Here is a 19519-nt window from a genome sequence, read left to right on the forward strand (position 1 = left end):
TACAAAGGGAATGTGGGCGGCGGATAATAACATTTCGTTAGGCAGTTAAAATAAATGATAGCAAAAATACTGCATTTAAAATGAGATAAGGCCAATCACGTAAATGATTGGCCTTAATTTAGAGGGATTTTGAAACAAATTCTAATTCTTTTCAAATGTCGCCGTACTTTTAATCATGAGTGACAAAAGCTCTGTCGATTCAGGTTTATTCTTCGACCCGTGCATAGTTTGACTACTTTGATTTAAGCGAGCTTTTAGCTCTTCCATTTCCTTTTGAATCGTACTGGCTGATTTAGCTGCTGAATTTGTCATAATAATACCTATAAACTTCTCATTAAGTTCATGCATTATCATGTGATATTTTGATACAATCGAGTTAGTTATTATCTGAATAATAGATGGTTAAATATGTTTAATCTCCAGCAACTTGAAACGCTTGTTCTTTGTGTCGAATGTGGCTCATTCTCTGCCGCTGCTCGAAAATTAGGGAAAGCACAATCAGCTGTTAGTACAGCTATCGCAAACTTAGAAATAGATGCAGGAATTGAGATATTTGATCGTTCTACTCGTATACCAACATTAACGCCACACGGTAAGCGCTTATATATTCAATCTCTTAATCTACTCTCGCAAGCGAAAGATATTGAAACCATGATTCATTCCTTCAGCGCAGGCGTAGAAGACACCTTAACCATTGCTATTAATGAGCTATTGCTAACACCTGCTTTTTATAAGGTCATCAATGAATTTTATCAGCGCTTCCCACACACAGAATTACACATTAATACCGTTGAAAACGAAGAAATAAGCGTGCAAGTGTCTGAGGGAAAAGCCTCTATAGGGTTCATGTTATGCGGGGACATCCTTCCAAAAGATGTTGAGTTAGGCTTAGTTGGCTATTTACCCGTCACGATTGCAGCGGCACATAACCATCCTTTGCATTCTCAAAAATCGATTCAGTTACAAGAGCTGAAATCGTTTCGTCAAATACTCTTTACTAATATGCACAGCCCTTGGAATATTCATTTCTCATCATCTGTCACCACCACCAATAATTTAAGTACGTTACAATCATTGTTACAGTTAGATCATTGTTGGGGCTTCACTCCAAACCACATAACTCAGAATAATGCGTCTTTAAAAGTAATTGATGTTGATTCTGAAGAGAAAAGTTGGTTATTACACATAGATCGCGTCGTAGGAAAAAACAAAAACGCTGGGCAAGCACATGCATGGCTTTATCAGCGTTCCGTGACTATGTTTGAAATGTAAGTCATTCACTTCTCAGTAAAGTATTCCAGTAGGATCTGATGCCACTCTGTCGTTTCACGAATTTGTAATAAAGCCCGATTGATCTCTTCTTCGTATTCACTGTTTTCAATTAACACTAAACCATAATTTTGTTTTTCCAACTGATAAGGAAGTACGACTAATTCGTTAAACAATTTTTTATTTTTTCCTTGTTTTATCATATAACGTAAAACAGCATCATCTGCGACGATGGCATCAACTTGATCATTTTCTAACGCTAATAATAACTCATCCATAGTTTGATAATTTTCATGAGCAATACTGTGATCAGTCAACAATAGTGATGCCGTTGTGGCTTGCTTTGTTCCTGTTCTGAGCTTAGATAAATCATTTACATTTTTCACATCAAACCGTAACTGCTCTAATGTGAGTGAACTGGTTAAAATAGCCGTAATACTGGCAATGAATACTGTGGAGAACATGGCGATCAATACCGTCATCACTCGTGCCGATAACGTTTTAAATTCAAAATAATTAAAGGGACCTTTTGTGATGAATAAAACCCCTAAGATCAACGCTTCTGCCAAACGACCTTTCTTGGTTGGCATTGAATATAATTTGTCATTATTTTTTCGCTCTAACAGATAGAAAAAACCACCAACACTAATAGCTACCGCAAAGAAAATACCAATGGCTTTCCATAACGTTTTATTGGTAACAATACTAATAAAGGTATCTAAATAACTTCGGCTTTTTACAGCTATAGCAAGATGTGTTTCGTAGAAGGAATGAGAGAAGTCAACACGTTCTTCACGATCTGGCGTGATGGAAATACAAGATACACCGACGTCAATATCACCTTTTTCTGACGCCAGTAACAACTCATCTAATTCGTAGTTCTGTAAGGTATAAGTCGCCCCCATTATTTCGGCAATACGCTCCCACAACGTCATACTTAGACCTTCAAATTCTTGAGCTTTGTCGTGGAAAATAAAGGGAGGACAGTGATAGGTTCCTACTTTAAGCTCGGTATTCGCTTCGCTTTTTTCTATCCCTATAAGCATTGTTGCCACGAAAATAACCATTGAAATAACACAATGACGGAAACCCCTTTTCTCACCAAACATACTGATCTCCCGTGAATCCTAAAAAACACCCTACTGAATTGATTCTCTTATTAAAAGGTAGCAGTTGAATGGTGATTATTCGAATAATTAAGATAAAAAACACTCTGTAAAAAAATAACACTTAATATTGAAATTAATTATATTAATCTGAGATAGATTAATAAATTTTATAGGATACACTGCTTGTCTGAAATTTATCGTCAAGGCAAGCTCAACGTTATTATTCAATATGAATACGAGTAATAATGATTGCCCTCTATTAAATATATAATTAAAAAGAGAACAAACTTTGGACAATTTTTCAAAATTAACAATTAGAACCCGACTCATTATTGGTTTTGGTGCAACTCTATTCCTAATGTTGTTATTAACTATATTAGGGATACAAAAAGTAAATATCATCGATCATACCTTAACGGAAATGACAGATGTGAACTCAGTTAAGCAACGTTATGCAATCAATTATCGTGGAAGTGTTCACGATCGTGCCATTGCGATTCGAGACATTGCTATCGCAAGAACTCCTCAAGAGATAGCCGAGTTAGAACAAGAAATTAATCAATTGAAAGCGTTCTATCATCAATCTGAAACAAAAATGAACCAAATGCGTTCACAAGGTGTTGTTTTTACCGCGCAAGAACAACGTATTTTAGCCAAAATTGAAAAAATTCAAAAACAAACGCTGCCTCTGGTTGATCGTATTATTAACGATAAAAAATCAGGTTCTGTTATGACTGATACTATTTTAGATTCTGCCCGCCCTGCTTTCATCCAATGGCTACAAGCAATCAATGAGTTTATTGATTACCAAGAGGAGCGCAATCAAGTACTAACTCCTGAAGCCAGAAATGTTGCCGGAGGCTTCCAACAACTGATGTTATTACTTAGTACTTTCGCTTTAGCGATGTCTTTATTTATTGGCTTTATGATTGAACGCAGTTTCCGCTCATCTTTAGGTTGTGAACCGTGGGAATTATCTGAGATGATAAAAAAAATCTCGGAAGGTAATTTATCTCAATCATTTAAAAATGCTTCGCGAGCTGTAGGTATCTATCACTCTTTGATCATTTTGAATGAAAAAGTGGGCGCTGCAATTAAAAACAGCAGTGACATTTCTACTCACGTTGCCACGTCATCAGAGCAATTAACCTCTGTGATGCAAAATACAGCAAATAATGCCCAGCATGAACTAGCACAAGTCGAAGAAATTTCACACGCAATCAGTGAATTGTCGACAACGTCAAAAGAAGTAACTTCTAATGCGGTCCATGCAGAAGAAGAAGTAAGTAAAGCTATTGATAGCGTATCTCAGGGCAATCAAACACTGGATGAATCAATTCATTTAACCCAAAAAATCAATGAATCTGTTCAACAAACAGCGAGTATGATTGCAGAACTAAAAACGAATGCAATGGACATTGGTGAGGTAACAGCGGTTATCAGTACCATCTCTGACCAAACTAACTTATTGGCTCTAAATGCGGCAATTGAAGCTGCTCGTGCTGGTGAATATGGTCGTGGCTTTGCGGTTGTTGCTGATGAAGTTCGTAATCTTGCTTCTAAAACCCAAAAATCGACACAAAGTATTCAAGAAATTATTGCTAAGCTTCAGGCTCAATCAGAAAAAGCAAACGACAATATGATAAGTAATGTCGAGCTTATTCAAGAATCTGTTGCCCTATCTGAAAATGTAAAATCTTCTTTTAGCTATATTGAAAATTCTGTTCAATCAATCTCTAAGATGAACACCTTGGTAGCAAGTACCTCTCAAGAACAATTTATGCTGACAGAACGAATCGCGCTTAATGCAACCAATACTTTTGATCTCGTAAATCAAAACGTAGCAGCGATTAACCAAACTCAGCAAGCCGCTAAAGAATTATCGTTATTAGCGGTATCGCAACAAGAAGAACTCTCATTCTTTAAAATTTAACTTAATTACCGCTAACCTACAAAGAACCATAAAAAAGCCCTTAGGATCTTATCTTTAAGGGCTTTTTTAAACTCAGCACAAGTTACGCTTCTTGAGTTTTTCCACGCCACTGAACTAGAATCAAACCGAACATAATTACAATACCAAGAAAGCCAACGCCAAAAGGATTTAGCATAGTTAATGGGATGGTAAAAAATGCCAGTAACCTTTCAACCCCGGTTAATGGGCGTAATAAGTACCCTTCAATAGCGACCGCAATAGCAATAATAATGGTTAACGTCTGAATGATTGAAAACGTTAAATCAACGAATCCAGCGTCTGAATTAACAAGATTAGTATACGCCATCATGATTGGAATAATGAATAACCCTCCAGCTAATTTAAATGCTTCGACTGAGGACTTCATTGGGTTTGCATTCGCAACACCAGCTCCAGCAAAGGCAGCTAAAGCAATCGGAGGCGTTACATTTGAGGTTTGTGATAACCAAAACACAATAAGGTGTGCAGTTAATAATGGTAAACCAAAGTCACTCAGCATAGGCACAGCCATTACCGCTAATACAATATAGGCTGCAGTAACAGGAAGCCCCATACCTAACACTAAAGCAACAAGGCTTATTAAGCCTAATGCAATTAGCATGTAGCCACCAGAGAAATCCATTACAAATTGAGTGAACTGTAAGCCAATCCCTGTTTGCCCAACCACACCAACTATAATACCGGCAGCACCACACGCTGCTGAAATCGGCAATGCCATTAAGGCACCATTTTTCATGCCTTCAATGAACTTTTTTAATCCAATTCGGCTGTGTTTTCGCAGCGCTGCCGTCACTAAAATCGCAGCACAACCTGCAACACCCACTAATAATGGAGAATATGCCATCATTAATAAAGTAGTGATTAGCGCTAGTGGAATTAAGTGATGCGCGCCATCTTTCATGACACTAATAACAGCTTCTGTTCGACTCACCGCTTTTAAGTTTAGTTTACACGCCATTAAATGCACGTATAACAAAGTACAGAAGAAATACAAAATTGCAGGAGCAATAGAGGCCAACATAATTTCACTGTAAGGTACGCCTGTAAACTGTGCCATAACAAAGGCACCAGCCCCCATAATTGGTGGCATTATCTGCCCACCCGTTGAGGCAGCAGCTTCAATTCCTGCGGCTTGTTCTGGTTTATAACCCAATTTTTTCATCATAGGAATGGTAATTGAGCCAGTGGTTACCGTGTTTGCTATCGCTGAGCCTGAAATGGAACCTAACCCTGCCGAGGCTAATACTGCCGCTTTGGCTGGGCCACCACGATATTTACCTGCAATAGAAAAGGCCAAATCAATAAAGAATTTCCCTGCTCCTGTGACTTCTAAGAATGCCCCAAATAAAACAAAGATAAAAACCGTTGTTGCAGCTATACCTAATGCAGAACCAAAAACGCCGTTAGCCGAAAATATTTGAAATTGAATTAGTTCTTGTAGAGAGTATGACTTGATTGCAAAGCCGCTCGGTAATAAGTCACCAAATGCGCTGTAGGATAAGAATAGTACCGCGATAAGAACCATCACCCAGCCGACCGTTCTACGGCACCCTTCCATTAATAGTAAAAGTAATGCACAACCTGCGATCATATCGGGCAGCTGTAAGCCATAAAACAGATGATTTATATCGTTATAATCAAATATTGACATGCGATAAGCTGCAAAAACAATCAAGCCACATAAAGCGAGATCAACGACTCTGCCTACAAGATATAAGTGACTTTTTCGATTAGAAACTAACGGGTAGTGTAAAAAAATAAGAATAAGAACCCAACAAAGATGGATTGGTCTAAAGTACGTCGCAGAAATGGTTGAGCTTATTCCTTGCCAAATTTGGAAAACAGATAATGCAACGGCAATACCTAAAATAAGATACCCAAATAGATTTACTGTTCTTTCATGAGGTAAATGCTCTGGTTCAGGTAGGTTTTTATCGGTCATAATATCCATATTAATGCCTTTGGATAAAGTCAGAAAAGAAGAAAAGGTAAGCGAGACACTTACCCTTTCGTTTTGCGTGTATTTAGTGCTTATTATTTCATGATTGAATCAAGATATTTTTGAGCACCAGGATGAAGAGGCACACCTTGTAAGCGATCTGCATTTTCAGGAGTTGTCATTTCTGCCATTTTCACCACTTTACGAACATCACCGATATTTTCATACGCAGCTTTCGTTAAGTTGTAGGCCATGTCATCACTCATTTTTGCATTTACAACTAATACGTTCCAAACGCTTAATGTCGATACTTCACCAACGTTGTTGTATACGTCCGCAGGAATATCATAACTACTGTATGCTGGGTATTTTTTCATAAACATTGCACTTTCTTCTGGTGTAATTGAAAGCACTTTAATTTTATGTGTTAGCGCGATTTGTGTAACAGCCCCTACTCCTTGTCCACCAACAATAAAGCCAGCATCAATTTGACCATTAGCCAATGCGTTCGTGGTTTCAGAATAGTTTAAGTACACTGCATCAATGTCTTTTTTTACATCAATACCTAAAGATTCAAGCAGTGCAGCAGACGTTACCGCAGTACCACTTGCAGGTGCGCCCAAAGATACTCGCTTGCCTTTTAATTGTGATAATGACGTAATGCCTGATTTTTCAAGAGTTAATGTATGCACTAGGTTTGGATACAGTGCAAAAAGTGTATTTACAGGCATTTTTGTTGGAAATTTACCTTCCCCTTTATAAGCATCAAGCACCACATTCCCCATTGCGATACCTGCGATCATATCACCACGAACCACTTTAATCGTGTTCTCTACTGAAGCAGCTGTCACTTCAGCTTTAGCGTTCACATCAGGCACATGCTCTGACCACACTTTTGCTAATGCCCCACCAAATGGATAATAGATCCCACTTTGTCCACCCGTACCAATTGAATAGTTTTCAGCGTTTACTGCTGATGGCAATATAAACAATAAAGCTAATAGTAAGTTACGTTTAAACACAATCATCTCCTTGATTATTCAATACAATTAGATTCAAAATCTAATGATAAATCTGACAACGGATTAATTTATCAGCAACGCAACATTACCCTTGGTGAAATTAAAGTCCAATAAATTACACTACAAATGTGAACTTAGTGTTAAATTATTGTTTATACAAAAATACAATAAAAAAAGGGTAACTAATATTAATAATTACCCTTTGAGCTACCTTGAATTTGAAGTTAACTATAAATCGATACGATATACTGATGTCGTTCCACTTACCTCGTTACCAACAGCGATAAAATGCTGATTTGAACGGGTGAAATACTTTATCGATTCAGGACCAAGGTCTCCGGCTTTAGGGTTATAAATACTATTGCTACATTCCCCCTCTTCATCCACCTTAGTACACACAGGCTCATCAAAATTTCGATTATTTACATACGTAATAAAGCGAGATTCTTTAGGTTCTGTTACGTCGTATACCATCACACCGCCTTGACGCTCTAGGCCAATAAACGCATATTGATACCCATTAATATTAGCGACTTCGATGGCTTCTGGCTCTGCACCTTTGTCATCACTGCGGTCATCAGCACTGCTGTTATTGTCATTAGTACTATTGAAGTTTTCTTTATTCCTTTCAAACACAACACGAGCAAACTCATCACCACTATCAAACACACGTTCACCAGATTCATCCCAGATTGAGAACGAACGGCTACCAAACGCTTGTACTTTTTCACTAGCCGCTAATGTATCTTGTGGCTTAACCACTTTTAAACGGGCCAGTTGACCTTTATCTTTTAACGCGGCTGCTAATGGATGGTTCTTATCAACATCCAATTTTTTACCACGAACTTCATCAACGTAAGCAATGCAAAAATCTTGTTTAGTCGTATATTCGGTAGTACCTTGATAGTCTTCCCCATCCCACTCATACGCTTTTTCATCACACTGCTTCTGGGTTGTTTGGATCCCATATTCTCGACCATCACCTTCGTTAGCCGTAACAATATAAGTTGAACCATTAACGCTATAACTAGTGATACTATCTGGCATATATAGCCCCTCTAACATCGAATAGCTTTTAAAGTTACCTAACTTTTTATCTTTATTAGAAGCATCCAATTGAGAGTTTTCCCAAGACTTTCCCCCCAACCCAAAAATAGCATCGATCGATGCACTTTCTACATCAATTGCAGCTAATGCATTATTTTCTTGCAGTGCCACATACAATTTACCATTATCAGCAAAAGTGAGATATTCCGGTTCGAGATCTTGAGATACGCTTGCAGTCGGTGCTGAAATGCGAACTTTATTGGTTAACTCGGAATGACGTGAGCCACCCTTATCAAACGCATTAAAATCAAGTTGAATAACTGACGCATTTAATGGGCCATTAGCAATATCAACTAACGTTACGCTACCTTCTGGGTCAATAGAATAATCCGCATTTGGCTCACCTTCATTAGCAGAAGCAATATAGCGACCATCTTTAGAGAAACTCACCATATCAGGTAAGGCTCCAGCAGGATAAGTAGTAATAATCTCAAGCGTATCTGAGCGATACAGTGCAATAATGCCATTTTTCTGCTTATCATTATTTTCAATTGCCACAGCCACTAACCCACTGTGTGCAGAAACACTTTTGCCGCACCAATAGCAATACCAGAATAGTTGGCCGCTGATTGAAGATCTATATGACCAACAGAGGTTGGTTCGCTATTGGCATCTAATGTTAAAACATCAATCTTTTTGGCTTGTGCATTTACCACATATAATTTATCAGTACATGAATCGTAACTTACGATCTCCGCTGCTGAGCTAACAAATGGGGCATCAGCAATGGATGAACCAACAAAGGTCAATCCTTTTAATTTCACATCTGTTGGTGCTGGACTTTCTGATAACTGACATTGAATACCAAAAGTATCAATCGCTGAAAATGTGTGACCAATTTCCGTTGTATTTGATTGTTTACTACAGCCTAGTAATGCGGAAGTAACAACGGCTAATGTTGTTAAAGTGAGAGTATTACGATTCATATATCCTCCATGAATAATTTTATTCGGCGATCATAAATTGATTATGTGACCGCTTGTTGTCAGTTTTATTTCAAAATAAAGACAGAAATAAGATTACTCTCTCTGGATAAAGTACAAAAACAAAAAAAGGCAATAGCTTAATACTATTACCTTTTTTTGGACTCATACCTTTATTTTGTATGATGTCTTATTCTTATTTTTTTCTATCTAGCCAAAGACGAAGTTAATGAGAAAATCATTAATACTCCATTCGGGCATTATAACCAATAAACAGAATGATGTGTAGTTTATATTTCAAATAAAAATTGGCCACTCTTCTAATGAATCATGGCCAATCATTAAATTACCTGTAAATGACTCAACTAACTACAGAACCATACCAGCAAAAATGAAACCAAAGATAATACTAAATACCATGCTTAATAAACCTGGGATCATAAAGCTGTGGTTAAATATGTATTTCCCGATTTTGGTTGTTCCTGTTCGGTCAAAGTCAATTGAAGCAATGATAGGACCGTAGTTAGGAATGAAGAAATAACCATTTACAGCAACAAATGTCGCGATAATCACTTCAGGTGGAAGACCTAACGTAATACCAACAGGAACTAATACTGCCGTTGTTGCACCTTGGCTGTTCACCATGACAGATAAACCAAACAGAGCAAAAGCAAATGTCCACGGCGCAACTTCAACCAAGCCAGATACCGCCTCTTTAACCATTGCATCATGACCTGCGATAAATGTATCGCCTAACCATGCAATACCAAAGATCGCTACGATTGCACGCATACCAGCATGGAATACAGAACCTTGAGTGATCTCGTTACCGTCAGGTTTACAAAGTAAGATAATAAACGCCGCCATTGCTAACATTACGATCTCAATCGTATGTGCCATACCCATTGGCGAACCATTGAAGTTAGGGCGTAATGATGGGAATGCCCCCATAACAACCACCACAATTGCACCGAATAAAAATAAACCTACCGCTTTTTTCGCGCCTGGTTTAATCTCAATCTCTTCAACTTTAACTTCTTGTTCCATTTCGCTACGGAACTTAGGATCTTCCATACGACGTTGGTATTCAGGATCATCCTTTAGATCTTTACCAAGCTTGTTTACGATAACGCAAGCCGTAGCTAAGCCAAAGAAAGTCCCCGGAATCGTGATCATCAATACATTTGCTAATGTAATGCCTTGAGGCTCTAAAAAAGCAACCAAAGCAACAACAGCCGCTGCAATTGGGCTCGCAACAATCGCAAATTGTGATGCGATAACTGCCATACCTAATGGACGTTCAGGACGAATGCCGCTACGACGGCTTACTTCTGCAATTACAGGAAGAACAGAGTATGCAACATGTCCTGTACCTGCTAAGAAAGTAAACATATACGTCACTAAAGGAGCAATGAAAGTAATGTGACGTGGGTTTTTACGTAAAATATTTGAAGCAATTTTAATTAGATATTCAAGACCACCAGCCGCTTGCATTGCCGCTGCCGCTGCTACCACCGCCATGATCATTAACATTACATCAATTGGTGGACTTGTTGGTTGCAAACCAAAGACAAAACTTAGTATTGCTAAACCAATACCGCCCATAACACCCAAACCGATACCGCCAATTCGAGCACCAATTAAAATACAAACTAGAACGATTAAAAACTCAATTAAAAACATATCAATCTCCCTGATGATAGCTTTTATATAACTAATTTTTAAATTACGATATTAATTGAACGCAATTTAAACTCCAAAATCGAGTGGATAATAATCGCGTTATTCGTTTAATAAATAGCGTTAGATCACACATCATTAAGAATTATGTAAATAAAACAACAATTATATAAACCATTGTTATTCCTACCATTTAACAAAACAAAAGAGTAACAATTGCGCTACTTTTTATTCCATTTTTACTTACTAAATTTATCAGATTCACAGTCTTTATTACGCTTAGTTTGTCGTAAATATTCAATCCAAATCTCAGCGTCTTTGTCATACTATTTACAGCAGGTTTAGTTGAAAGGAAAAAATATGCTCAGGAAGTACAATAATAAAGACATCAATCAAGTACTAAAGATTTGGCTATCAACCTCAATTACAGCACATCATTTTATTGAAGTAGAATTTTGGAAATCCCAACTAGAAAATATGCGAAATATTTATATACCAGCTTCAGAAACGTATGTATTTGAAAGAGAGAATATGATAATTGGTTTTTACTCTTTATATGGCAATCATCTGGCTGCCATCTTTGTTTCTACAAAAGAGCAAGGTCAAGGGATAGGTACAATACTAATTACTCATGCTAAACAACAAAGGAAGCAATTAAGTTTATCTGTTTATAAAGAAAATGAAGCAAGTTACCAATTTTATTTAAAACAAGACTTTACTATTACCAGTGAACAAGTAGATAAGCACACAGGCCATACTGAATTTACTATGAAGTTAAGTTCATCTCACAAATAAAAACATATCCCTGCTTTATACTTAAGAGGCAAAGCAGACAAAATTAGTATTTTCATGATTTTTACGATTATGAAAATACAGTTTTTCATCATTAATAATAAAATTCAAATCCGTTTCAAAATCTTTTAATGAATCAAGGTCTTGAACAAAAATCGGCGCATTTTGTGGTTTAAGATGCCAATCTATCTTTTTATATTTCACTGATATCTTGTCTTTTTTCACTTTATAATCAGCATCTATAATCACTTCATATTTTTCGTGTTCTCCGTCTTTAAAAACTAATTTACCTTTTTGAAAAATGGTTAGGTTAGAAGAAGACGCAAAATAAAGCACATATCGCTCACCAATCTCTTGGTATTTTTGATATGGCGCAGATATAAAATTGGTAGAGAGTTCATTGCAAGTCCAACGGGATCCTTGCAGTTCTGATTCATGCAGTAACCAATAGTAAGAGAGCAACCCAACTAATAATAACAATAAAATAAGATTCACTATTCGCATATAAGTTTGGCCCTGTTAAACGACTTTGCAATGATCATTGGTAGATCATGGTATGAAAATTGGCTTAATGAATAATTTGCATTTCTATTGCTGTTTTTGGCTGAAATATATCCTCGTAAAGAGGATACATCATCATCATAAGCCGAATCATACATTCGAATATAAACTTCGGCATTACACTCTGCAGGGTTTAATGCTGCTAGCTTCTCTTTCATCTCCTCAATATTCACTGGCTTTCGGGTCTTATTACGTAAATAAATATCAGTATTGTTTATTTTAAAATGCTGATAATGATCTTTTACAAGAAAGTGAGGTACCGATGACACTGCTTTATATTGATATACAAATACGATCAATAATAATAAAGACAATGAGAGTAGCACTGATATTAGTGAGGGTTTCGTTAACCAAAAATGACGAAAGCGCAATGCGTTTGAAACCATCACTTCACTTTTACCAGTTGCGGTAGGAGCGTCAGCAGAAGCCGTGAAGGTCGGTATATTTTCAACCGATGGTAAAATTGAAGGGGTATTTTCTGAGACCGTAATGGGGATTTCTTTATCTACTTCTTGCACCAGAAAATCATCTGGGATAGAAAAAGTATCATCAACAAGCAGTAAGTAACCGACTTTACTCACTGTTTTTATTTCGATGCCTTGAGCTTTTAGTTTGACTAAATTACGCCTTAAACTTGAAATTACATTGGTTAAAGCTTGATCGGTAACGACAGCGCCTTCCCAACAAACATCAAATAAGTAATCACGGTCTAGGCAGTTTCCTTTTTGCTCAAGCAATAGAGTAAATACACTATAAGGAAGTGGTCTAAGCGTAATTACTTCGCCTGTAGTATTTCGTAATGTTCTTGTTTCTGGCTCTAACACCAAATTTGCAACTATGATTTTCTGCATCTAGGCCTAACGATTAGTGATATTTCGGTTAAATCGTTCTGATTATTTAAATAACAAAACTAAAAACACTTTGAAAAAACAAACATTTAAACATTTACTCATCAGAGTTTGAAGTCTACCGCAATTATAAAACAAATCAATAACAGAGTTTTAGTTTGAGATTAAATCATAGATTTATCTTTATAAACAAAACGTTAATTCAATCAACACTTTTGGTTATCAGTGATTTTTAGATTTTTTTTAAAACGACGCATCAAACAAAATTCAAATGTTTGCTGTTAGTGTGGAACTTATTTAGTTTATTTTTTTTGTGTTCTTATAATTCGCTTAAGTTTTAGATACTCAATACTAGATGGAATCAAACAATGAAAAAATCGATACTATTATTAGCACTATTGTCTGCTTGTTCATATGCAAACGCCACAACAAATGATGTTTCTGGTGTTTACTTAGGGGGTGGTTTCGGTACTACTAATTTTGATGATGATGGTGGCTTTGGTTCTGCTAACGTTGATGAAGACGGATCTACGTTCAAATTAATTGGTGGTTATCAATTTAACCGTATTGTAGCTGTAGAGATGCAATATTCTAAATATGGTGACTTAAAAGTAAATGGTCCCTACTCTCTTCTACATGGAACAGTTGAGCATTCATCTATTTCACTTGCTGCAAACGTAGGTTATACCTTTGATAGTGGTTGGAGACCATTCGCTATTGCTGGTTTAGGTTCAATTAAACAATCAGGTAAGGCGTACGGACTTTCTGATAGCGATAGTGGTACTTCTTTCCGCTACGGTGCTGGTGTTGAATATACGCCTAAAGCATTAGGTGGCCTTGCTTTCCGTGTTGCTTATGAAGGTGACTTGTTCGTTGTAGATTCAGGTAGTAACAACATCGATGATGACTACGCAATGACAATCGGTACATTTTACGCTGGCGCAACTTACAAATTCTAATAATAACCATTGTTGTCTAGGGAATTAATCTATGGGTAGTTTTCGACTGCCCATTTTATTCCTCCTCTAATCACTCTATATATCTAAAAATAGACCTATAATTTATCTCATCACCTTTGTGCTCATTGCATTTTTCATGGCTCACTTACTTATATCAGTTCTAGGCAACACAACCTTTAATATATTAAGAGAATTTAAATGAAAATACTCATTACCGGATTAACGATCTTTATTGCAATCCCTACGCTTGCCTATGCCGCACCATTGGTAACGCCAAATGAAGCGGGTGTGGCACAAGATCAAGATTACTACACTCAAGATGTACGTAATACTCGCCTTATTTTCACCGAAGAAAACAAACAACACGCAGAGCATGCTGCGAGTGTTGAAAGCATATTGCAGCCAGCTTACGAGGATACTTTTGGCTATCAAATGGATGACCGTTTAAATGTCGGTTTGATGTCTTCTTATAACCAAATAGCTAATGGATTCTCTAGTCAATATCCACTCAATCGACAAATCAACTATATGGGTGGCGCACAACTCCCTGACTATTTTTCATCAAGCTCTTGGCTCGACACCTTATTGTTTCATGAAACCGCCCATGATTATCAAATGAACGCCAAAGACAATGTCGTCTCTAAGTCGATGTTTGCAGTTCTTCACAATGGTTCTATTGGACCTATTGGTCTTATTCCTGCTGTATTACCCAATTCAACCTCTTCAAGCTTTATGCTTGAGGGGAACGCAGTTTTAAATGAATCTTGGCATGGCCAAGGTGGCCGACTTTATAGTGGTCGATACCGGGCAATGACGCATGTCCACGCTAAAGCGGGTAACTTATCGCGAGAGCGCCTTTATAACGACACGCTTTTCTTCCCGTATGGAGAAAGTGCTTATGTGTTTGGCTCTCAATACCAATATTATTTAGCAGAAACTTACGGCCTAGATGTCACTAATAAGTATTTTAAAAATCGCTCTCAACATTGGTTATGGCCTTTCCAAGTCAACAGACCAATGAAAAAAACAGTTGGAGAAGATTTTGACTCTACTTTTGCCGCATGGGTTAAAAAAGAAACCCAAGAGGCAAAAGAGATGCAATTGGCGCAAGGGAAAATCGTTGCGCGTTCTAAATACTATGGTGAACTCAACACCCAACAAGGGAACATTCTTTTCTTAACCAACCCTACCGCTGTTCGTGCGCCAACGCTTGTTCATTATGATTTAACCAATAATGAAGTAATAAAAGAAAGCAGCAGCCTAGATATGGGGAAAGTCTATTACAACCAAGATAAATACTATACGGTTTCAGGGCGTCGCACTTCGGTTTGGCGTACCACTCAAGGTCTATTTAATAACGATGCTCAAATTAAAGAAGGCAGTGAAGGCCGAGTTCATCAAGGCTATATGAGCGATGGAAAAGACGTGTATTTCAAAACCACGGAGTCTTTTGTTCAACCTCAACTCTATGTTGGCGACCAGTTTTACAGCGCAGTTAACTCATCGGTCTTAGTTAAAAATGACAACCTCTATTATTTTGTCCAAAAAGGCAATGACCGAACTTTATACCGCAATAAAGAAGCAATCTTAACCCTACCCGCTTTCTATACCATCGTTAAAGATGTGGATAGCTCAGGCAGAGTTTACTTTATCGCAAACACTGAAACAGGTAGCTCTCTTTATCGAACTAAAGATGGCAAAGTTGAGCGCGTTCTTAATGCAGACAATGTCATTGATGCTCGATTAGTTAATGATGACAAGGTACTAGCAACCGCAATCTCTGCAGATGATTACTATTATGTTGTCGAAGATATGGAGATAACTGCAGAAGCGCCTTATCAAGTTAAACTCTTTTGGGATGACAAAGACGGTCTAGCTGATCAGCAGCAACAAAAATTAGCGAACCTTGAAGACAAACCACTCAACACTGATACGTCTTATGGGCTGTTCAATAATATTCACTACAGTCGAGGCGCATTAACGGTTGGAGCCGCATCAGAGAAAGACGATAACGGAGAAGATAAACAAAAACTACGTTATAACGCGACGTTTGAATTTACTGATCCATTACAACGCAGTACTTATAGCCTTTGGGCAATGAATGACGATGAATACAGTGATTTAATTGGTGCTGGTTTTAGCAATAATCAATTTTTCATTATGGGCGGAGTTCGTGCTTATTATGTATTAAATGACAATTACTCTGATACTAATATCCAAAAAGATCAAACTCGCAATAGCGGTGTTGCTGCTCAATTACGACTGCCTTTCCTACAAACTGGATTTTGGAATGCAGAGATCTCAAGCAATTTCTATCAAGATTATAAACTGGATGAGCGTGAACCCTTATCAGCGCAGTTAGATATATCTCGTACAGAACACTACGGTAATAGCTGGTTATTAAACAAAGAAGCCACGGTTTCACTTTATGGCGTTCAAGATCGACATGACATGATTCACGGTGCATCTTTATCTTTTGGCACTGATTTACCTTCAGAGTTTTATATTAATCTATCAGGGAAATATTCAGGCAGTGATACAAACAAAGCTGGGATATATGAGCGTCGAGGTGTCGAGCTAACACAAGGCAGTGATTTTATAAATAACGACCCTAGTAGCTTTATTATGCCATCACTTAAAGACGATGCCTTTGCTGAAACTGCTAGCTTGGCTGAGTTAAAACTATCAAAAGTGATTAACCTATCGGCTTATTCTTTCAAAGGGCCAATATCACTGCGTCGTGAGATGATTGAATTTTCATATCGACGCTATGATTTAGGTAATGTAAATACTCTGGGTGATGTCGATATTAACCAAGGCGTTGTTGGACTTCATTTTGATACGTTAATTATGAATGTGTTACCGATTGGATTTTACACGCAATACATTCACAATGATGAAAACCCAATCACCGATAAGAACAGCTTCCAAGCTGGATTCTCGGTTCCATTATAATAACTGATATCTAAATACAAAAAATCCCCTTACTTACTAGAGTATGGGGATTTTTGTTTGTATTTATGACGATAACTTATTCAATGCGTATTTGAAGATAAATTAACGGTCAGGATATTCGCGTGACTTTTTTCTTATCTAGGATCACATAAGCCATGTATCCCACAACAATGATATTAATAATGAATGCACCAATACTAATAATACTTGTACGGAAGATAATTTCATACAACTCAAAAGGGATATAGATTGCTCCACTCACCAAAGCAAACCATTCTGTCCACACTTGTGAGCGCCATAAGCCATAGGCTTCAACAAACCTGATCATTGAATAGGCCATCGCACCAATAGTAAAGATCATTATTTTTGCTTCAGTTAATCCACTCGCAGCATCAATAAACACACTAGATAGGTGGCTTGCCGGATTTAAATGTAAACGACTCACAATTAACTCGGCTAAATTTCGTAAATTATGACCCGCTAAAGCATGTATCCCAAAAGCAACTAACAGAGACACTATCCCTTTACTTGCTTCCAATATGGCAACCGCACGTAGTCCTTTCTTTATTGTTGTCATACTGACCTCTTTCAAATCACAATTTCTCTGATGACTAAAGTCATTAATGGAGTGAGTATCCTCCTTAAATTCCACTTTTAAAAGCGTATAATCCCTTATAAAAGAATGAAATATCACTGGATCCAACCCTATTGTTAATATTAACAATTAAGATAACAAGCACATTTACAATAACGAGTATAAAGTCACGAAAGATTAACCAAACCAACGACTAACATAAGTAATTAGCAAGTTAAGTACATTCATATATTCGCGGTTAGCCACTCACTTTATGTAGACCTATCTACACTTCTGCTGAAGCTTTAACTACTCTTGATTGTCGGTTTAACAGTAAGCTAATAAATACTGCTAGCACAACAGGTAAGAACCAACTCGCATGAGCCGAAAATAAAGGAACATAGCGGGTTAATGGTGTTGATAAAGATTCAGACAATAAACCCAAAATATGCAGTGCATCTAACCCACCAAATACAAAGCTAATCATAACGATACTGACATATGAAGTTGTATTACGTTTAATTGTAGGTAAAAACCATGCAGCCAATACTAAAGCAATCGCCACTGGGCATAATATAAGTATGGCAGGTAAACTGATGGCTAAAATTTGTTCTAGTCCAAAATTAGCAACAACACCGGTCATCGCAGTAACAATAATCGCGCTAATAGAAAATGGAATACGGAACGTTTGTTGACTGTATTCTGCGCATGCATTTGTTAACCCTACGGTTGTAGTTAGACATGCCATGATGATGATACCTGCCAATAAATATTGTCCTAAAGGTCCGAATATCGCAGCAACATAACGCGTTAATAGCTCTCCACCATTAGTTGCGCCTTCAGCAATAGAGGTTGATGTTGCACCAACATAGGCCATTGCTAAGTAGCACGCAGACATTAGTAGTGCATAAATTAACGTTACTTTAAGCGTGGCTTGAAAAACATCTTCCGCTGACTCACAGCCTTTATCACGAATGGCTTTAATAATTACCCAACCAAATCCAACAGCCGCAATCGCATCCATAGTCATATAGCCTTGGATCAAACCACTTGTGATGGCTTTATTCTGATAACTGGCACTCGGATCACCAAGGACACCTAATGGCGTAATAATGGCTGCTAATGCTAACGCCGCAAGCATAAGAACAAGCAATGGTGTCATTACCTTTCCGATGTAATCCACAAGTTTACCTCTTTGGAAAGCCAACAATAATGTTGCCCCAACAAAGAGAGCAGAAAAAAGCATTAAGTGATCACCAGTAAAGAAAGGCTTTATACCCATTTCATAAGCAACTGTTACTGCTCTTGGCATTCCAAACGCAGGACCAATTGCAATAAAAAGCAATACCCAAAAGGTAACCCCTAGCGGCTTAGGTAAGGCTTGAGTTAACTGACCACTATCATTTAATCGTCCTAAAACAATTAATGTTAATGCTGGAAGCCCAACAGCGGTAACTAAAAATCCAAGCATAGCAGGGAAAAATTGAGTTCCCGCTTCAAGACCTAGAAAAGGTGGAAAGATGATATTTCCAGCGCCAAGAAACATGGCGAAAGTCATTAAACCGATAGCAAGTAAATTTTGTTTTTTCAATGTACAAGTCCTCTTTGCTATTGGGCTGTGCCCTAGTAGCTTTTATTGTGGACCGTCAGATTGGCTGAAAAAATCAAGAAGAAAATAAAGCAGTCTCCCGTCAGCCTGGCTGACGGAAGTGCCGCCAGCCTAGTTAATAATCACTAGAATGACTGCAATAATAGATGATGTTACACGCGACACAGCACCGAGCATTATTTTGCACAAAGGAGCAAATT

General features: G+C 37.5%; 14 protein-coding genes and 1 pseudogene. 5 read left to right on the forward strand and 10 right to left on the reverse strand.

From position 1 onward, the window contains the following. Positions 1 to 141: 141 nt before the first annotated feature. Entirely contained in the window at positions 142 to 312 is a 171-nt protein-coding gene (locus BTO23_RS21300; RefSeq protein WP_155643247.1) for a hypothetical protein, read from the reverse strand. Between the two features lie 96 nt (positions 313 to 408). Between BTO23_RS21300 and BTO23_RS06345 the strand changes: the two genes are divergently transcribed. Then, positions 409 to 1272 carry a LysR family transcriptional regulator gene (locus BTO23_RS06345; protein WP_105063181.1) on the forward strand — a complete coding sequence of 288 codons (864 nt, stop codon included), beginning with the start codon at positions 409 to 411 and terminating at the stop codon, positions 1270 to 1272. A 5-nt stretch (positions 1273 to 1277) separates the two neighbouring features. Here the strand turns inward: BTO23_RS06345 and BTO23_RS06350 are convergent, their stop codons facing one another. Then, a complete protein-coding gene (locus tag BTO23_RS06350) occupies positions 1278 to 2378 on the reverse strand; it encodes a transporter substrate-binding domain-containing protein (RefSeq protein WP_061002172.1) in 1101 nt (366 codons plus the stop codon). A 289-nt stretch (positions 2379 to 2667) separates the two neighbouring features. On the opposite strand from BTO23_RS06350, the gene BTO23_RS06355 reads away from it, so the two are divergent. Continuing rightward, entirely contained in the window at positions 2668 to 4311 is a 1644-nt protein-coding gene (locus tag BTO23_RS06355) for a methyl-accepting chemotaxis protein (protein WP_081091997.1), read from the forward strand. An 82-nt stretch (positions 4312 to 4393) separates the two neighbouring features. On the opposite strand, the gene BTO23_RS06360 is transcribed toward BTO23_RS06355, so the two are convergent. The 4 genes and pseudogenes from BTO23_RS06360 to BTO23_RS06375 all read right to left on the reverse strand — a co-directional run bounded on the left by BTO23_RS06360 (position 4394) and on the right by BTO23_RS06375 (position 11024). Beyond that, positions 4394 to 6301, reverse strand: a complete 1908-nt coding sequence (locus BTO23_RS06360; protein ID WP_105063182.1) for a TRAP transporter permease — start codon at positions 6299 to 6301, stop codon at positions 4394 to 4396. 83 nt (positions 6302 to 6384) lie between these two features. After that, a complete protein-coding gene (locus tag BTO23_RS06365; RefSeq protein WP_105063183.1) occupies positions 6385 to 7317 on the reverse strand; it encodes a TAXI family TRAP transporter solute-binding subunit in 933 nt (310 codons plus the stop codon). A gap of 222 nt (positions 7318 to 7539) precedes the next feature. Continuing rightward, positions 7540 to 9344: pseudogene (locus tag BTO23_RS06370) on the reverse strand (choice-of-anchor I family protein). Positions 9345 to 9710: 366 nt separating this feature from the next. After that, the gene (locus tag BTO23_RS06375; protein WP_060990716.1) at positions 9711 to 11024 is read right to left on the reverse strand and encodes an anaerobic C4-dicarboxylate transporter family protein; all 1314 of its coding nucleotides are present in this window, start codon (positions 11022 to 11024) and stop codon (positions 9711 to 9713) included. Positions 11025 to 11381: 357 nt separating this feature from the next. On the opposite strand from BTO23_RS06375, the gene BTO23_RS06380 reads away from it, so the two are divergent. Then, positions 11382 to 11816: an N-acetyltransferase gene (locus tag BTO23_RS06380; RefSeq protein WP_105063184.1), complete on the forward strand. Its 435-nt coding sequence runs from the start codon at positions 11382 to 11384 to the stop codon at positions 11814 to 11816. Positions 11817 to 11837: 21 nt separating this feature from the next. Here BTO23_RS06380 and BTO23_RS06385 read toward each other — a convergent pair whose 3' ends face one another. Both BTO23_RS06385 and BTO23_RS06390 read right to left on the reverse strand, forming a co-directional pair. After that, positions 11838 to 12317, reverse strand: a complete 480-nt coding sequence (locus tag BTO23_RS06385) for a hypothetical protein (protein WP_105063185.1) — start codon at positions 12315 to 12317, stop codon at positions 11838 to 11840. Beyond that, positions 12308 to 13225 carry a winged helix-turn-helix domain-containing protein gene (locus tag BTO23_RS06390; protein ID WP_105063186.1) on the reverse strand — a complete coding sequence of 306 codons (918 nt, stop codon included), beginning with the start codon at positions 13223 to 13225 and terminating at the stop codon, positions 12308 to 12310. Before BTO23_RS06390 ends, BTO23_RS06385 begins: the two co-directional genes overlap by 10 nt. Before the next feature lie 365 nt (positions 13226 to 13590). Between BTO23_RS06390 and BTO23_RS06395 the strand changes: the two genes are divergently transcribed. Beyond that, positions 13591 to 14181: a porin family protein gene (locus BTO23_RS06395; protein WP_105063187.1), complete on the forward strand. Its 591-nt coding sequence runs from the start codon at positions 13591 to 13593 to the stop codon at positions 14179 to 14181. Positions 14182 to 14379: 198 nt separating this feature from the next. Further along, positions 14380 to 17136: a hypothetical protein gene (locus BTO23_RS06400; protein WP_105063188.1), complete on the forward strand. Its 2757-nt coding sequence runs from the start codon at positions 14380 to 14382 to the stop codon at positions 17134 to 17136. A gap of 109 nt (positions 17137 to 17245) precedes the next feature. Here BTO23_RS06400 and BTO23_RS06405 read toward each other — a convergent pair whose 3' ends face one another. Together BTO23_RS06405 and brnQ are read right to left on the reverse strand one after the other, a co-directional pair. Continuing rightward, positions 17246 to 17713, reverse strand: a complete 468-nt coding sequence (locus tag BTO23_RS06405) for a DUF2127 domain-containing protein (RefSeq protein WP_061002158.1) — start codon at positions 17711 to 17713, stop codon at positions 17246 to 17248. 283 nt (positions 17714 to 17996) lie between these two features. Next, positions 17997 to 19301 (reverse strand): branched-chain amino acid transport system II carrier protein, encoded by a 1305-nt coding sequence (gene brnQ, locus BTO23_RS06410; protein ID WP_061002156.1) that lies wholly within the window; start codon positions 19299 to 19301, stop codon positions 17997 to 17999. Positions 19302 to 19519: the final 218 nt, after the last annotated feature.

Source organism: Aliivibrio sifiae (assembly GCF_002954715.1).
Taxonomy (GTDB): Bacteria; Pseudomonadota; Gammaproteobacteria; order Enterobacterales; family Vibrionaceae; genus Aliivibrio; species Aliivibrio sifiae.

Excerpts from the sequence above, each read along its gene's own strand:
- BTO23_RS06375 (WP_060990716.1), bottom strand. The coding sequence starts at position 11,024 with ATGTTTTTAATTGAGTTTTTAATCGTTCTAGTTTGTATTTTAATTGGT.
- BTO23_RS06360 (WP_105063182.1), bottom strand. The coding sequence starts at position 6,301 with ATGGATATTATGACCGATAAAAACCTACCTGAACCAGAGCATTTACCT.
- BTO23_RS06385 (WP_105063185.1), bottom strand. The coding sequence starts at position 12,317 with ATGCGAATAGTGAATCTTATTTTATTGTTATTATTAGTTGGGTTGCTC.
- BTO23_RS06390 (WP_105063186.1), bottom strand. The coding sequence starts at position 13,225 with ATGCAGAAAATCATAGTTGCAAATTTGGTGTTAGAGCCAGAAACAAGA.
- BTO23_RS21300 (WP_155643247.1), bottom strand. The coding sequence starts at position 312 with ATGACAAATTCAGCAGCTAAATCAGCCAGTACGATTCAAAAGGAAATG.
- BTO23_RS06345 (WP_105063181.1), top strand. The coding sequence starts at position 409 with ATGTTTAATCTCCAGCAACTTGAAACGCTTGTTCTTTGTGTCGAATGT.
- BTO23_RS06380 (WP_105063184.1), top strand. The coding sequence starts at position 11,382 with ATGCTCAGGAAGTACAATAATAAAGACATCAATCAAGTACTAAAGATT.
- BTO23_RS06350 (WP_061002172.1), bottom strand. The coding sequence starts at position 2,378 with ATGTTTGGTGAGAAAAGGGGTTTCCGTCATTGTGTTATTTCAATGGTT.
- BTO23_RS06365 (WP_105063183.1), bottom strand. The coding sequence starts at position 7,317 with ATGATTGTGTTTAAACGTAACTTACTATTAGCTTTATTGTTTATATTG.
- BTO23_RS06395 (WP_105063187.1), top strand. The coding sequence starts at position 13,591 with ATGAAAAAATCGATACTATTATTAGCACTATTGTCTGCTTGTTCATAT.
- BTO23_RS06400 (WP_105063188.1), top strand. The coding sequence starts at position 14,380 with ATGAAAATACTCATTACCGGATTAACGATCTTTATTGCAATCCCTACG.
- BTO23_RS06405 (WP_061002158.1), bottom strand. The coding sequence starts at position 17,713 with ATGACAACAATAAAGAAAGGACTACGTGCGGTTGCCATATTGGAAGCA.